The sequence below is a fragment of the Salinibius halmophilus genome, from assembly GCF_003577475.1.
In the GTDB taxonomy this organism is placed as follows: Bacteria; Pseudomonadota; Gammaproteobacteria; order Pseudomonadales; family Natronospirillaceae; genus Salinibius; species Salinibius halmophilus.
This window is the reverse complement of sequence record NZ_QPEP01000010.1, coordinates 43,371-65,773: the sequence shown is the minus strand read 5'-3', so window position 1 is coordinate 65,773 and position 22,403 is coordinate 43,371. Positions and strand designations below refer to the sequence as shown.

Here is a 22,403-nt window from a genome sequence, read left to right as displayed (position 1 = left end):
GAACTCTGTGATGACTGAACGACGTCTATTTTCGCGTGTCGCTTACCGTGCACCGGCTGTTATTACTTGCCATGAAACGACAGTTACATGCCAAGTGATAGATATGTCTCTGCATGGCATTTGTACTTCTAAACCAGAGATGGACTTCGCCGTTGATCCCAGCGAATTAGTCCAAATATCGGTCAACATTCCCGATAGCAACATCCAACTGCTAATGGATGCCATGCTGGTCTCGTTTGATGACAGTCACTTGCGCTTCGAAATTCAACAAATTGATCTAGAAAGCATTACCTACTTAAAGCGCATGGTAGAGCTCAATATCGGCGACGAATCCTTATTGCATCGAGAGCTTGAGCACCTAAGCCACATTCAAGCTGAAGATCAGTAATGACCTGGCAGCGCTGGCAGCAGGTTTATCTATTACCGATAATGATTGCTCTACTTAGCATAGCGACCATTGAACGCCAGGTACACTTAAGCACCCAAGCGCAAATTTCTGGCATAGAAAACAACCTGTCGGCACGGCTAGATACAGCGAGTGCAAAAATTGAACGAGACCTCAATAGCGCTATTTCACTGAGCAACGGCCTAAACAGTTACATCAAAAGCCAAGGCGGCAGGCTAGACAACGAGGTGATGCAAAACTGGCTAGCCGGTATGTTCATTGAAACTGAGCAACTAATTAATATTGGCGTAGCACCGGGCAATCGTATTGAGCTCATCCACCCAATTGCAGGGAATGAAGCTGCTTTAGGAATCTACTACCCCGATCTAGCCAACCAATGGCCAGCGATCAAAGCCATCATCGACTCAGGCACCCCCAAACTTGTTGGGCCGATAAACCTAGTGCAAGGTGGCCTAGGCTTTATTTATCGCTCGCCTATCTATATTGATGGTGATTACTGGGGGATTACCAGTATTGTAATGGATGCCGACCTGATACTGGCACACCTTGATCAGGTTTCGGCAAGTGTTCAACTAACCGACGACCAACAGCAGCTTTTGTTTGGCAAGCCAGAGCTACCTACCCTGTATGTGTCAGCACACCGCAAGCTGGCAGTCCCCGGGGTAGACTGGACATTGAGTGCGTTTGCATCGACCCAGCATGTTCGCAGCAATCAAATTCGCTTAGCTTCCTATCCTTTGGCCTTATTATTCGCTGTAGCGGTGCTGTTACTAGCAAGCGCTCGATATCGAAGTGCGTTGCGCACCCAACAGTTAGCACGTGAAAACGAGTTGGTGCAAAGAGAGTTTGTGGCCATCGTCAGCCATGAGCTTAAAACCCCCATCACCGCCATTCAGGGGTCATTGGCATTACTAGATCATCAACTGGCCAAAAACCTAGACACTCAGGGCGCTAATCTTCTCAACATTGCTAGGCGCAACACAGCTCACCTCGGGCTATTGATTAACAACCTGTTAGACCTAGACAGAATGAGCAAAGGCACACTTACCCTGTCTTCAAGCAACATTGATCTGTACCCACTAGCGACGTTTGTGATGAACTTTATGCAAAACGAAGCCAGTAGCAAGAATATCACCCTAAACCTTGATCGATCTGAAACGAGCGCGCTAGCTTATGGCGACCCAGACAGAGTGCAGCAAATCATTCACCAGTTGCTATCTAACGCGATTAAGTTTTCACCTGAAAATAGCCACATAAACATCACCCTTACATCGACCGATGAACAAGCAATCATCAGTGTTCAGGATGAGGGTCAAGGGATTGATGCAGGCACCCAGGCGATATTATTCGAACGGTTCCGCCAAGGCCACACTGGCGCAAGTCGCAAAGCAGAGGGCGTCGGCATTGGCTTGGCACTGGTATACGAGCTAGCTACGCTAATGGGCGGCAACGTAAGCTTTGATACCAGTGAGCAAGGCACGACTTTTACCATCACGCTGCCAAATCTAGGATAATGGCAACCCTTGTTGGCAGGGAAGGTTGGCCAGCTAAGCTGGCCAGTTGCACATTACTTGCGCCCATAGAGGCGCTCGTGTAGGTCTTTATATTTCATTACCGCCTCTTTATCGAACTCCAACATACCTGCTTTTGGGTCGACGGGTTGAAGCAACTTCTCTTTTGCCCAGCGGCGCACATTGGATTCAGTTACACCCATTAGCTTGGCGACTTCAGCGGCATTCATCGTGGACATTGGCAATCCCCTTGGAACTGAACAAACACTTTTTAGCTTAGCCCGATCCACCGGGTTTGCCGAAAAAAGCGCATATCACCCTCCACCAACAGAGCAAACCCAAAAATATTTATACTTCCATAATCTCAATTTATTAAATATTTTATTTAAATATATAAGATTTATATTGTTTTTTATTACCTAGTCGGCTTACTCACCTTTTCCCATTGTGCATTGAGACGCTTATCACTAATGGTGACGCTTGTGCCTAGGGTTTGCGCAAACCAGCTTACCCGCAGCTCTTCAATGAGCCATCGGTAGGTAATTAGCTCAGGATCAATGCGCTGTTCAGCTTCTAACCGCTGTTTACGGTTTTGATACTTTTCAAAGGCCTCACGAAGAAACTCGACCCTTGCTTGTTCGCCTGCATTCATGCCACTAGCGCGGTTGATTCGCACATCACAGGCCTGAATAAACCGAGCTAGATGCGGCAACCATTCCGGCGGCGTTTGGCGAATAAACCCAGGATAAATCAACTGGTCTAACTGGGCTTGAATATCGCTATACATAAATGCAACAGCAAAGTTTAAGGAACCCTTCAACTGCTTGCGCACCTGATGATGGGCCTGGAGTATGTCGTGCACCACCTCGGCCAGTGCAAACGCACTATCGACAAAATCACCGCGTTTTGCATTTAACAACTGTTTAAACTGGCTTTGGCTGCGTGGCAACCCGTCAGCAAGAAAATGCTTAGCGAAAGCGGCATTGATAAAGTCTTCGAGCAACACCTTAGCGGTTCCCGTGGGCGCAAAGTACAGTGCCATTTGTTTCAGCTTAGGCAAATGATCACGCACATATTTTTCGAGGTCTGGCAGTGACAAGCGCAGTAGCCGAATGACGCCCTGTTCGTGCGCTTGGTTGGCCCAACTAAGCTGGTCGAATAGCTCAATGGCAACACTATCTTGCTGATCAACAAGCGCCGGAAACGCTCGAATCGTCATACCAGCCTGCTTGTATTCATAGGCTTCAGGCAACTCGTCAAAGTCCCAGCTGGCAATATTTGAGCGTTCAATATCCACTTGCGCAACCTGACTTACAGGTTTCGTTGGCATTTGCTCCATTTGCGCCCAAAGCTCGGTAATATCACGACCCGACTTTAGTTCCTTGCCTTGCTCATCAACGACAGACACACGCAAGGATAAATGCTCGTCTAATTTGCTAGTTTCCCAGGCATCCTCTGGTATGGCCACACCAGTAATTTGCCTAAGCGCTGTGCCCAGCGCTTGCGTTAGCGGGATGTCGTCGGGTTGCATTCGATCAAGCGCTTTGTCCACCATATCTGGAGCTGGCACAAAGTTGCGCCGCAGGCTTTTAGGTAAGCTTTTAACCAAAGCAATGCATTTATCACGCAGCAAACCTGGCACCAACCAATCCAAACGATACAAGGGCACTTGCCGTAGTGCACCAATTGGCACCTTGATGGTTACCCCATCATCTTGCTTACCGGGATTGAAAGCATATTCAAGCGGTAACTTTAAGGCGCCAACAGTTAGCTGATCTGGGTAGTCATAGTCGCTTACGGCATCGGCACTGTGGCGCATCAACTTTTCTTCAGTTAAGCGCAGCGCCTCATCGCCCACCTTTTTTAACCAAGCATGAAAGCCGATGCCATTTACCACATCGTCGCCAAGGCGCTCATCATAAAAGTTAATCAGGGTTTCATCGTCTACCAAGATATCACGACGGCGCTGGCGGTTTTCCAAATCACGAATCGACTCAATGAGTTGGCGGTTTTCTGCCAGAACGCGCGCTTTGGATTCAAACTCACCTTCTACCAACCCTTGGCGAATAAAGATCTCGCGTGCTTCTTTTGGTTTTATGCGCCCGTAGTGCACACGCCGGCCAGCGACAATCGGCAGCCCGTATAACGTAACGGTTTCTAGGGCAACCACTTGCGCACGTTTTTTCGCCCAATGCGGTTCATTGTACTGGCGCTTAATTAGATGCTCAGCAATTGGTTCAACCCATTGTGGCTCAATTTTGGCAACGACTCGGGCAAATAATTGGCTGGTCTCAACCAGCTCTGCCGCCATAATCCACTTGGGCGTTTTTTTGCCAAGGCCAGAGCCTGGGAAAATCATGCACTGGCGATTGCGGGCGGCCTTGTAGCTGCGTTTTTCATCCAGCATGGCCACATGGCTAAGTAAACCGGATAGCAAACTGGTATGAAGCTGCTGGTAATCTGGTGGTGTTTGATTCAGTTTAAAACCAAGTTGCAGCACGCTTTGCTTGAGCTGGCGATATATATCGTGCCATTCTCGCACCCGCAAATAGTTAATAAACTCAGCTTTGCACCATTTTTTAAACTGATTACCACTGCGCTCTGCCATTTCATTATTTAGGCGCGCCCACAGGTTCAGCAAGGTAACAAAGTCTGAATCTTGGTCTTTATCCACGGCATGTTTTTGATCTGATTGCGCTTGTTTGTCTTGCGGGCGCTCACGCGGGTCTTGAATCGCCAAACCCGAGGTAATCACCATGGTTTCTTTTAATGCCCCGCGTTCATTGGCAGCAATCAGCATGCGCCCTAAGCGTGGATCGACCGGTAAGCGCGCTAGCTGGCGGCCAATTTTTGTTAGGCGATCTTTGCTAACGGCACCTAACTCACGTAGCAGGGTATAGCCGTCATTGATCATGCGTTTATCAGGCTTATCAATAAACGGGAACTTGTGTACGTCACCCAATCTTAGGTGCAACATTTGCAGAATGACCGATGCTAGGTTAGTGCGCAGAATTTCAGCTTCGGTAAACGCCGGGCGGCTATTGAAGTCATCCTCGCTGTACAGGCGCAGACACACACCTTCAGCAATACGACCACAGCGCCCTGCTCTTTGATTAGCACTTGCCTGGGAAATGGGCTCTATTGGTAAGCGCTGCACCTTAGAGCGATAGCTATAACGGCTAATTCTAGCCAAGCCTGTATCAATAACGTAGTGAATGCCAGGCACAGTAAGCGACGTCTCGGCAACGTTTGTTGATAACACAATCCGCCTGCGCCCTTGCGGGTTAAATACTTTTTGCTGCTCACTACTACTTAGGCGGGCATAGAGTGGCAGAATGTCGATATGGCCTAGGTTTGCTTTTTTCAATTGATGGTGAGTTTCGCGAATGTCTGCTTCACCGGTTAGAAAAACAAGAATATCACCGCCTTTGTGCGGCGTTTCGCCGCGTTTTTCCATATCGAATAGCGTTTTCACCGCATACTCGATTGCATCGGCGCCATCCAACCCTGGACCTTCTAGGTTATCCATCGGCAAATAGTGCGTGCTAACCGGATAAGTACGACCGCTGACCTCGATGACTGGTGCATTAAAGTGTTTAGCGAAGCGCTCGACGTCAATGGTGGCAGAGGTAACGATCACTTTTAAGTCAGGGCGCTTTTTAAGCAGCTGGGTAAGATAACCGAGCAGAAAGTCAATATTGAGCGAGCGCTCATGCGCTTCGTCGATGATGATGGTGTCGTACTTATTTAAAAACCGATCGGTCTGAGTTTCTGCTAGCAAGATACCGTCGGTCATCAATTTGATTAGCGTCTTATCACTAACCTTATCGTCAAAACGCACCTGATAACCAACCAGATCACCCTCACTGCTACCCAGCTCATGGGCAATACGCGCCGCCACCGAGCGCGCCGCTAAACGCCTTGGCTGAGTATGGCCAATGAGGCCTTTAACACCCCGTCCGGCTTGCAAACACAACTTAGGAAGCTGGGTCGTTTTACCTGAACCCGTCTCACCGGCCAGCACCACGACTTGGTTTTCTTGAATCGCCTTAACAATCTCATCGCCACGCTCACTAACGGGTAGTCCACTTGCCAACTCAATGTTAGGCACACTTGCTTGGCGTGTTTGTGCCTGATTGTGGGATTGCTCGTAGCGCTCTAGCCACTTTAGCAAGCGTTCATGATCTTCCACGCCCTGCTGCAAGCTTTGCTTTAGCTTATTGTATTCAACCCTCAGCCAATGCTGGTCTTTGATAAGGACTTGATCGATGTTTGCGGCAAGTTGCGTTAACTGCTCGAGCGCCATGGTATTCCTTGCAGAAAATTCTAAATTGGCGCAATTGTAACATCTATACGGCAATCAAGCCGAGTCTTAGCGGCTCGTGCGTGCTGTTTTGCGCTGTGATTTCATGCGATACATCGCCGCATCGGCAATGGTCATGCAATGACTCACATTACCATCAAAGATGGTACTACCATAGCTAGCATCCGCTTGCTCAAATCCTGCCATGCGCACTCGCGATATCACTTGGGCGATGATCGAATCGATACAATAGGCTTGGCCTAGCAAAACAGCAAACTCATCACCGCCTATTCGAAAGGCTTTGCCATCGGTTGCATACAAGGCGGTGCGCAATGCTTTAGCAAACTTTGTTATCAACTTATCGCCCATATCATGACCATTCTCATCATTGATCCGTTTTAGACCATCCAAATCAACGATGGCTAACTGCATACCATGGCTATCGTTTAATGCTTGCTGAAACGCTCTGCGGTTGCCTAAACCGGTTAAATAATCTTCAAAGCCAAATTTCGCCAGCATTTGGTTACGCTGATGGATTCGACGCCACTGAAAAATCAACACAACAACTAAAATGGCTAGTATTAAAGCACCAGTTGCCGTGAGCCAAAACAACAGCCTTGCTTGCTGATTTTGACTGGCCAACAAAGCCACTTCAGCTTCGGCAATCGTTCTTGCCTGTTCAGCTTGTTGTAGTGATCGCACGGCATCTAGCTCAGCAATACGCACTTGGTTGGCCAATGTGAATAGTTGTTGCTGGGCATTTTGCAGCAATTGGCTCATGGTGAGTGCCTCTTGCCAACGCGCCTGCTGTTCATACAACTCAATCAAAGACTCATATACCTGCAAGTTTTCAATATAGGCACTCGCACTTAAGTCTTTCAGCGCCTGCGTTAAGGAAGCTTCGGCCGCCGCCCAGTTGCCCAGTGCCAGCTCAGCTTGCCCTGCTAGCGCAAGCCATTGCGATTTTAACGCCGTATCGCGTTGGCGCATCAACGTTGGCAAAACAACATTGTATAGCTGCAATACCGTCTCAAACCGCTCTTCCACTAACAGAGTTTTGCCATTCGCCAACTGAAAATATAGATAATAGTCAATTCTAGGATCGACCGGATCAAACATGTACTCGTTTAGTAAAGATCGAGCCATTGCCACATCACCCGCCCCTAAATAAGCGCGCACTTGTTTACCTACCAGGTAACTTACACCATCGGTGCGCTCGGGTGGCTTGAGCAAAATAGACTGGTTGAAACTCGCTAACGCTTTGTCATACAGGCTAGCCGTCAAAAACGCCTCGCCGAGTATCACTTGAATAGAAAACAGGGACGGGTGCTGTGCATCAATGCTGGCGAACATCGCTTCGGCATCAAGAAAATAACCAATTGCATCAGCAATTCGCCCCTCGCGAGTGAGGTTTTGGCCGTAAATATGAAATAGGTTGGCTTTGGTTTCAAGCCCGTCACCAGTGGGTTGCCAGCGCTGTAACGCCGCGAGGTGAGTAGCAACCAAGCTACCGGCCTGCTCGTAGTCGCCAAACTGCATATAGGCGTAACACAGCGCCATCATTAGCTTGTAATATTGTGTATCTCCCAATACGCCTCGACTAGAATTGAATAGCTGATGACTGTTAGCCAAGGCGTCAAAATCACGCTCAGCACGGGCATTTTTTATTTGCTCGTTAATATCGGAATACACAACAAGATCATTAGACGGCATTACACTCGCATGCACTGCATTGTGTAGAACACAATGCAGTGCAAATACTAACAACCAAGCAAGATACCGATGCTCCATGGCGGAACGCCCCTCGATGACATAAAAGAAGTACAGCTCAGTTTGTCATCGAGTCAAGAAAATATATCGGGCGCGTCATTCCTCACGCAAGGCGCGGCGTAAAATTTTACCTACAGCGGTTTTTGGTAGCTCATCAACAAACTCATACTGGCGCGGTACCTTGTAGGCAGTCAGGTGTTGTCGACAATGGGCAATTAATTCGTCTGTTGTTACCGGGTGTTTGACTACCACAAAGGCTTTTACCGCCTCACCACTTTGATCATCTGGCACACCAATCGCAGCACATTCAAGCACGGCGTCATGCTCCGCTAGTGCGTCTTCTACTTCATTTGGATAAACATTAAAGCCAGAGACGATAATCATGTCTTTTTTGCGATCAACAATTTTTAAATATCCATCTTCATCAAGCTGCGCAATGTCGCCTGTTTTAAACCACCCATCATCGCTTAGCACATGGGCTGTATCCTGCGGTCGTTGCCAATAGCCTTTCATAACTTGCGGCCCACGTACACATAACTCACCTGGCTCATTGATGCCTAGCGCATTGCCCTGGCCATCATCAATGTATACCTCTGCACCAGGTGTGACCAAGCCGATGGTACCCACCTTGTTGTGACCCGGCGGGTTAAACGCAACAACCGGCGCCGTTTCAGTCAGCCCATACCCTTCACAAATTTCACACCCAGTACGTTGATGCCAAAGCTCAGCGGTATGATGGGTGAGCGCCATGCCACCAGAAAGCGTGAGTTTTACCTTGCTAAAGTCAATCTGATCAAAGTCTGGATGATTCATCAAGGCATTAAACAGGGTGTTCAGGCCAACCATGGCAGTAAAATTATCCAGCTTCTTCAGCGTTTTTATAAAGCCAGGAATATCTCGCGGATTCGGTATCAGTACGTTCTCATTACCCGTGTTCATAATGACTAAACAGTGCACGGTAAACGCGTAAATATGATAAAGCGGCAAAGGTGCAACAATGGCTTCTTTTTCGTAGTCCAAGGCTAGTTTGAAGTATTCGGTGCCTTGCATCATATTGGCAATCAAGTTGCGGTGCGTCAGCATGGCACCCTTCGCCACGCCAGTGGTGCCGCCCGTGTATTGCAGCACAGCAATATCATCGCGCCCTACATTAACAGGCAAATACTTGGCTCGACAGTTTAGAACATCTAGTAGTGCCAAGGTTTTAGACTTATCGTAGGCTGGCACCATCTTCTTAACGTGCTTTACCGCAGCGTTGAGAATAAAGCGCTTCGGCTGTGGCATAAAATCTGCCAACTCCGTGACGATAATTTTTTTGATATCTGTCTTCGGCTGCACATTGATTGCTTTGTCAGCCATGCCGGCATAAACCACCAGTAACTTAGCACCACTGTCATTAAACTGGTGCTCCATCTCACGTTCGGTGTACAACGGGTTAGTATTAACAACCACCATGCCAGCACGCATGGCACCAAACACCACCGCAGGGTACTGCAGTATGTTGGGTAGCTGCACGGCCACTCGGTCACCGGGCTGCAGCCCACTTTCATTCTGTAGCCAATTGGCAAACTTCGCCGCCGCGTCATCAACTTCTTTAAAAGTGATTTTGTGGCCCATACAGTTAAACGCTGGTAAATGGGCATATTTGGTAACCGCTTGGTTAAACACGTCGACGACTGACTGATACGTATCAGGATCAACAGTGCTACTCATTGGTGCGGGATAGGTTGGCACAAACCCTTGTACAGAACTCATTAGACCACCTCTTTATTTATTATTTGATTATCCTGTCGAATCACATTGCCTAAAGGGTCAGCCTCTATGCTTGTTACCACGTCAATGACTTTCGGAACGAGGTGTCCAGCAAAATGTAACCGGCAGTAAGTTTCTATTTCCGTAATGTTAACAGCTTCACCCGACACGGTCAGTTTGACCACTGTTATTTCGTTGATTTTTATCGGCTCTACCCTGGCTTGTTCAATTGCCAGTGCTTGTTTAAGTTGACGCTCCATAACCGGCGCAATCACCCAGTCACCGGCTACTTGAAAGCATTGACTGCGCCGGCCAAGCACGGAAAAAGTGTTACCTTCACTACGTCTAGCAAGATCACCCGTTGCCAACCAACCATCTTGCATCACTTTTCTTGTCGCATTCGGGCGCCGCCAATACCCAGAGAACAATTGCGGGCCACGAATATACAGATCCCCTACTTCACCAATGTCGACCTTGTCGCCGGCGTTATTGCGAATGCTGAACTCACTGCCTGACAATGCCTGTAAGTGATGCTGATTATTTAGCCCTGTAGCAAATGCCGGCCCACTTTCACGACAACCATAGGCTAGATGAACCTGACTGCTCTCTGGCAGCTGTTGGCGCTCATCTTTGCTTAGGTAACTGCCGGATAAAAACAAATGTTTGATTGGCAAGGTATGCTGCTCCACCACGCCGGTTGCAGCACTGAGCTTGTGTTTTAAACACGTTGTTTGCAGGGTTTGGCGGTTAAATTTCTGAGGTAAAAACGATGCAATGCCTGCGCTTGGCAGCAATAGCACGTGCGCAGCAAAGCCAAAGCTGTGCCACAAAGGCACGCCAGCAAGCACTGGGGTGTCAAGTGCTTGCAGCACTGGGTGCAAGGCTTGCTGAAGCTGCTTGATTTGCTGAAGTAATGCCGATTGGCTGTACAGTACAAAGGGTTTACCAACATTCATTGGCATATAAACCAAAGCATCGTCACTATCACGTAATGGCGTTTCCCCTTTACATGACAAGCGCGCCAAGCTTCGCACTTGATCATGGCCATTCCACCAACCCGTCAACTTATTCTTAGGCGGGCGCAAAAGAATATCTGGGCACTCAAAGCTTTCATTACCTAATAGGCGCAAAAGCGTGTTGGTGTCAGCAACCACAGCGCTGGCTTCCAGCTCGTTGAGCAGCGCTAGGTTTTCCTCTCTTAAATAGCGTGGAGTCACCGGCACAACCACCAAACCCAACCACCAACAGGCATAAGTAACCACCAACGCCCAGCGCATGGGCAATGGCGCCACAAGCACGCGGTCGCCTGGTTGCAAGGGCAACTTGGCAAGGCCATTAACCAAGCGTTGCGTCTGCTGAAACAGTGTGCGAAAACTAATTTTCTCGTGCTCATCACACAAAGCATTCGCTTTGCTGTGTAAATGCGGCAAAGATAATAGGTAGTTCATCAGTAACGACATGCAACCTCCGCGCTCCGTCGTTACTTTTTAGCCTAGCCTAGTTTAAGCATTTCGCCCTGTTGCCAAACCGTTAACTCTCCGGCTTGCATGGCATGCCATTGTTCATCGAGCGTTAGCGGCTGGGTAGCAATAATGGTTACGACATCTTTAGGGCTAGTTTCTTCGGCAAAGTTCACCTGCCAATCTACATCGCTCAGGTGTGTTTGGCCAAACGGAGCCCGCCGGGTAATCCAATGCAGCTTAGTTGTGCAATAACAATAAAGCGTATCGCCATCGCTTAACAGCATGTTAAACACGCCCATCCGACGAAGCTGGTCGCAGCGATGCTTTAAAAAGGTGTAGCCAGACTGGGGGTTTGTAAGGTCAATCTTGGCCACCTTCGCTTGGTTGAGCAACCAACAAAAGGCGCGCTCGCTATCGGTTGTACCAACGGCCTGAAACCCGTGCGAGCTAACCAGAGATTCACTATCGGCTAGTTGCCCATTATGCGCATAACACCAATACTTGCCGTTTACTTCGCGCTGAAATGGGTGGGTGTTTTTTAGCTCAATGGCACCAACGTTTGCTTGGCGAATATGAGCAATGGCAACCTTCACTTTAATAGGTAACTGTGAAAGCAGCTCTGCTATTTTAGATTCGCTGGCAGGTAGTGGATCATGAAAACAACGCAACCCACCTGCTTCGAAAAATCCAAGCCCCCAGCCATCACGATGCGGCCCAGTTCTCCCTCCTCGTTGGCGCAAGCCAGCAAAAGAAAACCGGATATCTGTTGGCGTGTTGGCACTCATGGCCAATAATTCACACATAACCTATCGTCTCGTGTTTATTCGCCAACATTATAACGCTAATCACTGCGGCTTACTTGTCTTCGTCATCTGGCTTGTAGAGGTCGTCATCATCAAGACCAGAATCTAAGTCATCGCCTGGGGCAGCGTCCTCGCCTACATCAAGGTCTTCATCATCCAAGTCAAAGTTGGTGTCGTCGATATCCATATTTGGGTCGCCTATTTCGCCCGATAACTTATCTAGCTCACTTTGCAAGCTATCTAGGTCGTCTGGTAAATCTTCTTCCGGCTGTCCGAGGTCAGAAAAATCATCGTCATCAGGTTCACTTTCTGGTGCGGGTGCTTGGTCCGGCTCAGGCGTCGGCACAGACGATTCAGAGCTATCGTCTATCATAGATTCGTCTAAATCTATGTCATCGAGTGTCACGTCAATGGACGCGCTAGTACTTGGTGCTTCAGCATCCTCATCAGCAAGCTCAATACTTTCTTCCTCACGCATTCTGCTTTCATAGCGTTTAAATAGATAAAAAGCTGCACCCAGTACTGCCACCCCGATGCCACCAGCAATAGCAAACGCAATCCAATTGATCCCCTGCTGTTCTTCAGCTTGCGCCCACATATCCACTTCAAGCGTTGGCGATACGGGCGGCGTCATCTCTCGAGTTGGTTCCGGAGTTGGCTCAACTGTTGGCTCTGGCGTCGGCTCTGGTGTTGCCATAGGGGTAGCTTGTGGTGTTGGTGTCGCAGGCATTGGCGTGGCAGTCGCCATAATCGGTTGCACAAAGGCATCGGCACTGGTCATCGGAAACACGCCAGAGCGCCACTGTTTAAGCCCTGCCTCACTTTCGTATGTTACCACCATCTGAACAGAGTTAGCTGCAGGCAGATCTGCCTGCCAATAGTCGTCTATAGGTCTAAGGGCCACCACACTGCCATCATCAAATTCAGCCAGAACTTGGGTCACTTGGTTGCGCTCACTATGACTGCGTAAAACGGCCTGATAGTTACCCGTCGCATTGGTGACTTCGGCAGAAAACGGCTGTCGCACCGTCACCAAAAAACTGCGTCGACGGCTAAACGTGCCACTTTCTGCAGTGATATCCAGTCGCCAGCTACCACCCGGTAAGTTATCCAGCACCCCAGTAAACTGGTTACCACTGCGGCTAAGTGTTTGCGTTTTTACCGGCATTTGACCGGGCTCAGACAGCTGTGCTACAACCGATGTTTGTGCCAATATCTGCTCAGGTATGACATCTTGCGCCACCATGCTGGCTGCAAGGTCTATTGACTCGCCTATCACTAGGTTTGTAATTGGCTGTTCAACATCGAGTGATAAGTTGGCCACTACGTTGACGCGACTGCCTGGCGCTAATGCGCCCACCACCGACCACTCGCCAGCAACTGGCTCAACGATAGTCACCAAGGCATAGCGCTGATCACGATACCAACGAACATCCGTGCGATTGGTTGCCTGATCAATAATCTCTCCGGCTGGCGACTGCAGCATTAGGTCGCCGCCTGGTTCAACGAACATAAGCGCCGTTACTTCACTAACAGAGTCGTCGACAACAAAGCCTTGCTCGTCGGTTAGCGGAATTTGCTCACTGGCGACCGCCACACCCAATAGGTCGGCAAAGATACGCGGCAAATCATCCGCCGAGGTCACTATGGTTGACACGCCATCGGTTCGGTAGGCAAGAAAATCCAATAGCTGAGTGTCGGCACTTTCGCTTAGTGCGATCGTGTGTATGGTGGCATTGGCGTCGCGAAAATTGGGTAGCAGGTTTTGTAGTATGCGATTTCGCTCAGCAAAATTGCGCGCTTGTGCTGGGCTTACATCAACAAAGCCATCGGTTAAGAGCAAGTAGGTGACCGGCTCGCTCGGCGCCACCGGATTTAGATCGTAAGCTGAGGTTTCTAGTGCGCCGCCGATGTTTGTCCGTTGGGCAATCGAGACGATCTCATCAAGCTCTGCACGCGCTTGGCGGCGCCACGCTCGATCAACCGTTTCATGTTTGACTAACATATTAACGTATTGACCAAATGTCCACACGCCAGCTTTGGCACCAGTCGGGATGGATTCAATCAACAGCTCAAGTGCTGGGCGGCGCAGATTTTGTGGATCGTTTTCCGCCATCGACCCTGAGATATCAATCAGTATGCGAATATCTTGTGCCACCGCAGTAGTGGCAAATAGAACGATTGCAAGCAGACAGCGGCGCATCAGTCACCCTTTCATAAACCTTTCGTAAGCCAATGTATCGGCAGGTAAACGTATGACTGAAGCCTAGCACAGGTTTTTAACGAGGGTCGTCCTGCTCACTCGTCGCTTGATTACGGGTAAAAAAGGCTAAGCCGATGCATAACAGCACCCATAGTAGGAGTACTAAGGCCGGCAGCTGATAAAGCGGCCAAGCGCTGGCGATATCGAACCCGGAGTCGACCAGCTCAAAACCAAATTGGATAAAGGCAGGCGCTAAATAGTCCACTTCGGCTTCAACGGTTAGCGGAAAGGCAAAAGCGATCAGGGGTGTGCCAACAATTAGTAGTTGCCAAGGCCAGCGCAACGTACTCGCCCAACGCCATAAAATAGCGGCACACAGCACAGCGAACAACGCAAACAACCACCATGAGCCTTGGTACCATGCTTCATAAATCATATTAAGCCTTAAATATTAACCAATCTTGCCAGTCTTCTTCTGGCACCATATCGTCGGTTACTTCTGCAACCGCCCAAACATCTTGGCCTTTGCGCACCATTTTCTTGCGCGAACCCGCCAACAATGGATGCCATGAGGGCAAAGGCTTATCTTCCGCCCGCAGCCGATAAGCACAGGTTTGCGGTAACCAATGAAACTCGTCAATTCTAGCCTGAGTCAGTTGCACGCAGTTCGGTACTTTCTCATGGCGCTGATCATACACTTTACAGTGGCATTTGCTGTCTAAATAGCGGCAAACCACACCTGTGTACCAAACCTCATTGGTTTCGTCGTCTTCAAGCTTTTGCAAACAACAGAGTGCACAGCCATCACAGAGCGCTTCCCATTCTTGCTGGTCAAGCTCGCTAAGTGGCAGTGTCCAAAACTCAGAACGCATCGCGCCGCTCAGCTTTGTATAGGTCTAACATGTAATCTTCTTTTTGCGGTGGCATCTGCAAATAAAAACCTTGTTGCTCAATGTGCTCTAACAGCTGCTTGCCAGATAGCTTGGCGAGTTCTTTGGAGTCATCTACCAATATTTCCATTGCCACAACTGGCTTGCCAAATTGCTCTAACAATGCCTCGGGTACACGCTTAAGGTCTTCTTGACGGTCAACATAGAGGTATAACTGCTCTCGCTTGGCCGTTTTATACACTCGTACAAATTTACGATTCATCTAAATGTCCTAGGCGAACTTGCTCAAAGCAATCGATTAATGGCAGCGCAACACGCTCTTTGCGCCAACCACTGAAAAATTTTGGAATGTCGTACTGGCCACTAAACAAACCACTGCGCAGCATTTGCTCCATTGGTTTGCGTTTGGCCACCACCTCACTTGGCAAACCCAGTTGTTCAGCAATTTGAGCGACCAATTTTTTTGCCGCCTTCATTTGTTCAATGCCAGCACTTGGCAGTGGCCCTGCTATGCGCTCGGGTAGGTGATCACGCTCGACCGTTTGCGATGCTCGCACCATGCCCATCACAGCACTGGCATATTTACGTACAAATGCCTGAGGCATGCCTTTTATTGCTGACAACTGGCGGGGTGAAGATGGCGGTCGTTCGGCAATGGCAATCAGCAGCGGATCTTTAATCACAAACCCGCGCGGCAAATTTAACTGGCGAGCGGTTTGCTCGCGCCAACTTGCTAGTTGCGCTAACAACCACAGGCGCTCGCCTTTAAGTGGCCAACCACCGCGTAGGCGCTGGTAATAGTCATCTGGCGCTGGCGGCAAACTACTGGCTACCTGCAGAGCGGTATCTTCCAGAACCCAGTCAGACAAGTTTTTCTCGTCTAACAGCTTGCGCTGGCCTAAATAAACATCATAAAGATAATGCACATCTTCAGCGGCGTACAAAAGTTGCTGCGGTGTTAACGGCCTAGCCAGCCAGTCGGATTGTGTTTGGTCTTTTGGTAGCGTTACGCCAAGCGATTGCTCAACTAGCTTGGCTAAACCAATGGCGTTGCTTTCACCAGCGAACTGCGCGGCAATCTGAGTATCCCAAACATGACTAGGCAGTACGCCAAGTACACGGTCAATTAGCTCAATGTCTTCAGAGCAGGCATGCAGCACCTTGAGTACAGACTCATCAAGCATCAAGTCTGCCAACGGTGCTAGGTCATCGATGATAAATGGATCAACAATGAAGGTCATCTCACCATCAAACACCTGAAGCAGCCCTAGGTTGGGATAAAAAGTTCTGGTGCGAACAAATTCAGTATCTAGGGCTACGACCGGTTTGGTGCGCCAGCTTTTCACCGCACTTTGCAACGCCTCGAAGCTCTCTAACACGACATAATCAGTCATGGTCTCTCCAATTCTGACGGGCTTTCAGTGCACTGGCTAAGGTTGCTGAGTCGATGCCCGCAAGGTCACTACCATTGGGGATACCACGGGCAAGCTTGCTAACATTCACCGGCATGTCCTGCAATCGTTTGGCAATATAGGCAGCCGTCGCCTCGCCTTCCGCGCTTGGACTCGTGGCAACAATTACCTCTCTGGTTGCTTCGTTGCTAATAAGCGCCAGCAGTTGATCAATACCAAGCTCATCTGGGCCGATACCATCAACCATAGACAGGTGACCACCCATCACGAAATAGCGGCAGTACAGCACACCGGCGCTTTCAAAGGCCTGCACATCCTGTGGCGTTTCCACCACTAATAAGGTGGTCGCTTCGCGCTGGGGGTCACTACATATGTGGCACAGCTCAGCATCGCTTACCATGCGGCAACGCTGGCACGGCTGTATGCGCGCTAGTGCCTCACCTAATGTATGGTGTAGTAGGTTTGCCTGCTCACGATGCTCCTGCACCATGGAAAGTGCTAGTTTATCAGCAAGCTTTTGGCCAATGCCTGGCATGGCGCGCAGCGCTCTGGCAAGATCATCCAAGATCGGAGACAAAATAGGGCTTCCTTCTTAATTAGAAAGGCATTTTAAAACCTGGCGGCATCTGCATACCACCGGTCACCTCATCCATCATCTTTTTGGTATTTGACTCGACTTTACGAACTGCGTCGTTGACCGCGGCAGCCAATAAATCTTCTAAAAACTCTTTGTCTTCTGTCAGCACACTAGGGTCAATCTCTACTTTTTTAACATCGTGACGACCATTCATGATCACTTTCACCATGCCAGCGCCGGCCTCGCCCTGCACTTCTGCCTTGGCGACCTCTTCTTGCGCTTTTTGCATTTTTTCTTGCATTTGCTGAGCCTGTTGCATCAGCTGATTCATACCACCCTTAAACATACTCACTCTCCGATGGTTGTACTGTATTGGTGTCTAACTGGCCAGCGAACTGAGTGCCAAGTTGCTGTACAAACTGCGTTTGCTGCAACACTTCAATCGCCTGCGCCTTTTTGATAGCTGCCTGCTCGGCTTGCCACTTCTTAGGGGTATTGGGGCGATTGGCATCAAACGCAACGGTTAATGGCGCCTGCCCTAAAAATTGCGATAATTTCTCTTGCAGTGCTTGCGTGCGCTCACCCGACCAAATTTCTTGCTGCTCGGGTGCGAGCACTAATTGCCAACCATTACCTGCCAGGCGCATTTCACCGTCAAACACCATGGATTCTAACATACCTTGAAGACCAAGGCGGTTGAACTTGGTTTGCCAAATGGCGGCAAACCCAGCATCGCGTTCACTGCTATCCTCCCCCTCAGCAATCTCGGTAACAACTGGCGTTTCAGTCGTGGAGGATTGAGCGAGCTCGGGTGACTGTTCTGGTGACTGTTCTGTTAGTACGGTCTCAGCCTGTGGCACCTCTGGTACTAGGGAATCAGGCTGCAACGCCTCTGGCGCCACAACCGAATCAATGTCTTGCGGCGCTTCTTCGGCCTCAAGCGGCGCATCATCGCTTAGATCAGGCTCAACCGCTGTCGTCTCAGCCGCTTCTGGTTGCGCTTTTAGCTCAACGACGGGCTCAGGTGCCTGCTCAGTGGCAGTTTGCGTCGCAGCAGGCTCGGGGTCGATTTCAGGCTCGCTATTTTGTTCACGATTAATCTGTTGCAAACGCTCTGGTGACTGCAGCTTGGGAACAAAGGCCAACATGCGCAAGAACGCCATTTCAAAACCAATGCGTGGGTCTGGCGCTAAGGCTAAGTCTCGTCGCGCAACCAAGCCACATTGATAGAATAGCTGGATGTCTTCGGCTGACGTTTTCGCCAGCAATGATTGCAACTGAGCTTGTTTGTCATCATGGCGCAGAATACTTGGGACGGCCTGTGCTAACGCGAGCTGGTGCAGCAGCCGAAGTGTTTCATCTAGTACCTGTTCGTAATCCGGGTTCATCGAAGCGATTTGTTCAATTTGCTGGAACAACTGGCCAGCATCTTGCTGTAGCAGGCGTTCAACCAGACTCACGACTCGGCCACGATCAATGGTGCCAAGCATTTCAACAACACGTTCGGTGCGCACCTCACCACGGCCATAGGCAATCGCTTGGTCGGTTAAGCTTAATGCATCACGCATCGAACCTTGTGCGGCATTGGCTAATAAGTCCAAGGCGTCGCCATCATGACCAATAGACTCTTTGGCCAAAATATTGGCCAGGTAGCCCGATACCTGCGCTGGGGTCATATTGCGCAGGTTAAACTGCAAACAACGTGATAACACAGTGACTGGTAGCTTTTGCGGGTCGGTCGTGGCAAAAAGGAATTTTACGTGCTCAGGCGGTTCTTCCAGTGTTTTTAGTAGCGCATTAAAACTATGCGTTGAAAGCATATGCACTTCGTCGATTAGATAGACCTTAAAGCGCCCTTTACTTGGCGCATACTGAACATTCTCCAGTAGCTCGCGTGTGTCTTCTACTTTCGTGCGACTCGCAGCATCGACTTCGATCAAGTCAACAAATCGCCCTTCGCTAATTTCTTTACAAGCACCGCATTGACCGCACGGTGTTGGCGATATGCCTTGTTCACAGTTTAAAGCACGCGCCAAAATACGGGCAATGGTTGTTTTGCCAACCCCGCGAGTGCCGGTGAATAAATAGGCGTGATGTAGTCGGTTGTTTTCCAAGGCATGGACGAGCGCTTGCAATACGTGTTGTTGGCCGACCAACTCAGCGAAGGTTTGTGGGCGCCATTTGCGGGCTAACACCTGATATGACATTGGCTATTATTGCTCCATCCATTGCATGTTTAGATATTGGGTCTCAATGCTAACGGGTAGACGCGTCACTGGCTAGAATTTGTTGCGAGGGGATAAAATAATGGAGGCAGCCCACCAGCTGATCTCGGCACAGAGACTCACCGCTACCGTTGCTCCCTTCCGGGCCTGGCGGGGTTTACGGATCACTCTTGCGAGGAACCAGTGGGCTACCACAACGGCCGCGAATACTACCGAGTCATAAAAACGATTGCAAGCCCATTTCTAGCATCCTCTAAAAATTGTTCTGCTACAGTAAAGAAAGGCAGGGCATTGCCGATGTGGTGAATATATTTTTATAAACTCGAAATGTTCAAATAACTGCCAACTCAGGATCGAGCGAGCGGCACTTAAGAACAACAGGTAGCTAGCATGAAACTCACAAGCATTAAACAGGCAGTCGTTGGCATCATGGCCAGCGCCGTCGCAATTCTCGCCATCACCGCAATCATTGCCATTAACAGTCTTAGTAATGACTTAAACGAGTATGACGAGGTTGTGAATATTGAAATCAAAGCAGCCCAACTCGCCGACCAAATGAATATTGAGTTCAAACGCCAAGTGCAAGAGTGGAAAAATGTGTTGATTCGAGGCGCCAACACCGACCAACGTGAAAAGTACTGGCGCCAGTTCCAAGAGCAGGAGCAGATTATTCAATCGCTAGGCCAGCAACTACTGCCCCTCTTGGCAAGCAAACCTGAGTTTCGCCGCGATGCACAAGCATTTTTAGATTCCCACGACAGTATGGGGGTGGCCTATCGCCGCGGTTTTAATGATTTTACTGCCGCCAACTACAATCACACAGCTGGTGATAAAGCAGTGTCTGGCATCGATCGCGAACCCTCAGCCAGGCTAGATGAGCTGGCCAATGCATTAACCACGTCAGCTGCAGAGCACGGTCAAGAATTACAGCAAACTTCAGCCCAGCTGGTGCGCACAGCCATCGCCTCGGTTGTTGTGATCAGCATTGTCGTAGTCTTGTTAGCATTATGGTTAATCAGCAAGTTTATCACTCGCCCACTAGTAGCAACGTCTTCTGCGTTACGCAAAATTGCCGACGGCGACCTAACCGATACACCTAACGGTAAAGGTTTTGGAGAAATTGGTCAGCTGAATGCCTCAACCATGCTGATGCATCAGCGCCTATGCAAATTGATTGCTGACCTACAGACATCTGCCGATGAGCTTAGCAAAGCCTCATCGGCGCTATCTCAAAACGCATCAATTCAAGCTAACTCAGCGAACGATCAGCGACAACAAACGGAACAAGCATCCACTGCAGTTGAAGAGCTATCAAGCTCGGCAGCAGCGATTGCTAGCAGTGCTAACGAAACTTCCGAGCGCACCGAACAAACCAATCAAACGGCCATCACCGGCGACAAACAAATGCAAGCCGTGTCGAACATGATGGCCAACCTAAGACAAGAAATTGTTGACGCAAGCTCGGCGGTAGGTGAGCTATCCGTGCGTGTTAACCGCGTCGACGAAGTGATGAACGTCATCAACGGCATTGCTGAACAAACCAACCTACTAGCACTGAATGCGGCGATTGAAGCTGCTCGTGCAGGGGAACAAGGGCGAGGATTTGCAGTCGTAGCGGATGAAGTAAGAGCCCTTGCACAAAAAACGCAGGAATCGACAACAGAAATTGCCGATGTACTAGCAGGCCTAAGGCAGGAATCCGAAAGCACAGTATCAAGGATGCGCAGTGGCGAAACAAAAACCGATGAAGTCGTTAATCAAATTGCCAATGTTTCACAGCGCTGGCAGGAGCTCGCGAACGCGATTAATGACATTGCCGCACTGAATACAACCGTGGCAGCAGCCTCTAATGAGCAGACAACCGTGACCGAAGAAATAGCAGCTTTGGTCAACGCCCTGCACAATGCGTCGCAAACGCTGCAAACACAAGCCTCGGAAAGCGCCATGTCTGGTAAAACACTAGCTGAACTAGCAGTGAAGCTAAATCAACAAGTGTCGGCTTATCGGGTGTAGCCTTTGACAATAGCCATACAAATTAAAAGGTTTTAAAGGAAGACTGCGCCAAGCTGTGCCACACTGCGTATAAGAATAAAAATTAGCACACAAGGCAGTTATGACAGATAAACTTTTACGGATTGGCGTATCGACCTGCCTACTTGGTGAGCCGGTACGCTATAACGGTGGCCACAAGCGCAGTCGCTTGGTCACCGATCAATTTAGCAAGGTGGCAGACCTCGTGGGCTTTTGTCCCGAGGTCGCCATTGGACTTGGCACACCTAGACCTCCTATCCGCCTTATCGCGACAGATTCTGGCACGCAAGCTGTCGGCACCGTTGATGCGTCAATCAATGTCACTGAGCAGCTAGCAGATTATGGCAAGCAAGTAGCTGAGGACGAACTTCCCGAACTTGACGGCTATATCTTTATGCAAAAGTCGCCAAGCTGCGGTTTATTTCGGGTAAAACAATACCTACCAAATGGATATCCTGCTGATGAATCAGCACAGGGTATCTACGCCCAACAGTTGCAAGCACGCTACCCACTAATGCCAATGGAAGAATCTGGGCGACTACAGGATCAAGGCCTCTACACGCAGTTTATTATTCGCTTAATGGTATACCGAGAGTGGCGTCAGTTAGAGAACAACCTGACGAAAAAGGCGTTATTGGCCTTTCATAGCAAAATCAAATATCTGTTACTGGCGTGCAGCCAAGAAGCCTACCGCCTGGCAGGCCGTCAACTTTCTGATCTGTCTGGTGATCTAAAACAGGTTGCTCAGCAGTATATCGAACTGGTGCTACCTGCACTGCGCAAGCCTCCCAAAAAAGGCTGCCATACCAACGCCTTGCAACATATTTTTGGTTACCTCTCAAGTCACCTAGATGAAGCAGGTAAGCGCAATCTGCATGACACCATTCTAGGTTACCAAGCAGAGGAAGTGTCGCTTGTGGTGCCATTAGCGCTACTTTGGCATGAACTGAAGCGCCAGGGATCACCAGAGTATGTCGCACAGCAGTGGTATTTGCATGCCTATTACGAGTGGCCAAGATTAGACTTTACGCAAACACACCGCATACCGGAGTAACCT

General features: G+C 49.4%; 18 protein-coding genes and 1 other RNA gene. 4 read left to right on the top strand and 15 right to left on the bottom strand.

The features are described from left to right. Window positions 1-10 precede the first annotated feature (10 nt). The gene (locus tag DUW71_RS12310) at window positions 11-388 is read left to right on the top strand and encodes a PilZ domain-containing protein (RefSeq protein WP_119395557.1); all 378 of its coding nucleotides are present in this window, start codon (window positions 11-13) and stop codon (window positions 386-388) included. Beyond that, entirely contained in the window at window positions 388-1,920 is a 1,533-nt protein-coding gene (locus DUW71_RS12305) for a sensor histidine kinase (protein WP_119395556.1), read from the top strand. Before DUW71_RS12310 ends, DUW71_RS12305 begins: the two co-directional genes overlap by 1 nt. 53 nt (window positions 1,921-1,973) lie before the next feature. Here the strand turns inward: DUW71_RS12305 and DUW71_RS12300 are convergent, their stop codons facing one another. The 15 genes from DUW71_RS12300 to ffs form a co-directional block, all read right to left on the bottom strand. Continuing rightward, window positions 1,974-2,156: a MerR family transcriptional regulator gene (locus tag DUW71_RS12300; RefSeq protein WP_119395555.1), complete on the bottom strand. Its 183-nt coding sequence runs from the start codon at window positions 2,154-2,156 to the stop codon at window positions 1,974-1,976. Window positions 2,157-2,332: 176 nt separating this feature from the next. Continuing rightward, window positions 2,333-6,223, bottom strand: a complete 3,891-nt coding sequence (hrpA, locus tag DUW71_RS12295) for an ATP-dependent RNA helicase HrpA (RefSeq protein WP_119395554.1) — start codon at window positions 6,221-6,223, stop codon at window positions 2,333-2,335. Between the two features lie 66 nt (window positions 6,224-6,289). Next, window positions 6,290-7,933: a GGDEF domain-containing protein gene (locus tag DUW71_RS12290; RefSeq protein ID WP_158584049.1), complete on the bottom strand. Its 1,644-nt coding sequence runs from the start codon at window positions 7,931-7,933 to the stop codon at window positions 6,290-6,292. Window positions 7,934-8,086: 153 nt separating this feature from the next. Continuing rightward, complete coding sequence (locus tag DUW71_RS12285) at window positions 8,087-9,745, bottom strand: AMP-binding protein (protein WP_119395552.1); 1,659 nt, start codon at window positions 9,743-9,745, stop codon at window positions 8,087-8,089. After that, window positions 9,745-11,202: an AMP-binding protein gene (locus DUW71_RS12280; RefSeq protein WP_119395551.1), complete on the bottom strand. Its 1,458-nt coding sequence runs from the start codon at window positions 11,200-11,202 to the stop codon at window positions 9,745-9,747. Before DUW71_RS12280 ends, DUW71_RS12285 begins: the two co-directional genes overlap by 1 nt. A 32-nt stretch (window positions 11,203-11,234) precedes the next feature. After that, on the bottom strand, window positions 11,235-12,008 hold the full coding sequence (locus tag DUW71_RS12275; protein ID WP_119395550.1) for a class II glutamine amidotransferase: 774 nt from the start codon (window positions 12,006-12,008) through the stop codon (window positions 11,235-11,237). A gap of 52 nt (window positions 12,009-12,060) precedes the next feature. After that, window positions 12,061-14,211, bottom strand: coding sequence for a VWA domain-containing protein (locus tag DUW71_RS17960; protein WP_119395549.1), 2,151 nt, complete (start codon window positions 14,209-14,211; stop codon window positions 12,061-12,063). A 76-nt stretch (window positions 14,212-14,287) separates the two neighbouring features. Continuing rightward, entirely contained in the window at window positions 14,288-14,647 is a 360-nt protein-coding gene (locus DUW71_RS12265; protein ID WP_119395548.1) for a hypothetical protein, read from the bottom strand. Window position 14,648: 1 nt separating this feature from the next. Continuing rightward, window positions 14,649-15,083: a YcgN family cysteine cluster protein gene (locus DUW71_RS12260; protein ID WP_119395547.1), complete on the bottom strand. Its 435-nt coding sequence runs from the start codon at window positions 15,081-15,083 to the stop codon at window positions 14,649-14,651. Then, on the bottom strand, window positions 15,073-15,363 hold the full coding sequence (locus DUW71_RS12255) for a YcgL domain-containing protein (RefSeq protein WP_119395546.1): 291 nt from the start codon (window positions 15,361-15,363) through the stop codon (window positions 15,073-15,075). The genes DUW71_RS12260 and DUW71_RS12255 overlap by 11 nt, the downstream gene beginning before the upstream one ends. Then, window positions 15,353-16,495, bottom strand: a complete 1,143-nt coding sequence (rnd, locus tag DUW71_RS12250) for a ribonuclease D (RefSeq protein WP_119395545.1) — start codon at window positions 16,493-16,495, stop codon at window positions 15,353-15,355. The genes DUW71_RS12255 and rnd overlap by 11 nt, the downstream gene beginning before the upstream one ends. Further along, window positions 16,488-17,090 (bottom strand): recombination mediator RecR, encoded by a 603-nt coding sequence (gene recR, locus DUW71_RS12245; protein ID WP_158584047.1) that lies wholly within the window; start codon window positions 17,088-17,090, stop codon window positions 16,488-16,490. Before recR ends, rnd begins: the two co-directional genes overlap by 8 nt. Window positions 17,091-17,109: 19 nt before the next feature. Further along, a complete protein-coding gene (locus DUW71_RS12240) occupies window positions 17,110-17,436 on the bottom strand; it encodes a YbaB/EbfC family nucleoid-associated protein (RefSeq protein ID WP_119395543.1) in 327 nt (108 codons plus the stop codon). Then, window positions 17,429-19,297, bottom strand: coding sequence for a DNA polymerase III subunit gamma/tau (gene dnaX, locus DUW71_RS12235; RefSeq protein ID WP_119395542.1), 1,869 nt, complete (start codon window positions 19,295-19,297; stop codon window positions 17,429-17,431). Before dnaX ends, DUW71_RS12240 begins: the two co-directional genes overlap by 8 nt. Window positions 19,298-19,405: 108 nt before the next feature. Beyond that, window positions 19,406-19,502, bottom strand: an RNA gene (gene ffs, locus DUW71_RS12230) — signal recognition particle sRNA small type. A gap of 203 nt (window positions 19,503-19,705) precedes the next feature. Here ffs and DUW71_RS12225 point away from each other — a divergent pair. Together DUW71_RS12225 and DUW71_RS12220 are read left to right on the top strand one after the other, a co-directional pair. Beyond that, on the top strand, window positions 19,706-21,328 hold the full coding sequence (locus DUW71_RS12225) for a methyl-accepting chemotaxis protein (protein ID WP_119395541.1): 1,623 nt from the start codon (window positions 19,706-19,708) through the stop codon (window positions 21,326-21,328). Window positions 21,329-21,428: 100 nt separating this feature from the next. Further along, entirely contained in the window at window positions 21,429-22,400 is a 972-nt protein-coding gene (locus tag DUW71_RS12220; protein ID WP_119395540.1) for a YbgA family protein, read from the top strand. Window positions 22,401-22,403 lie beyond the last annotated feature (3 nt).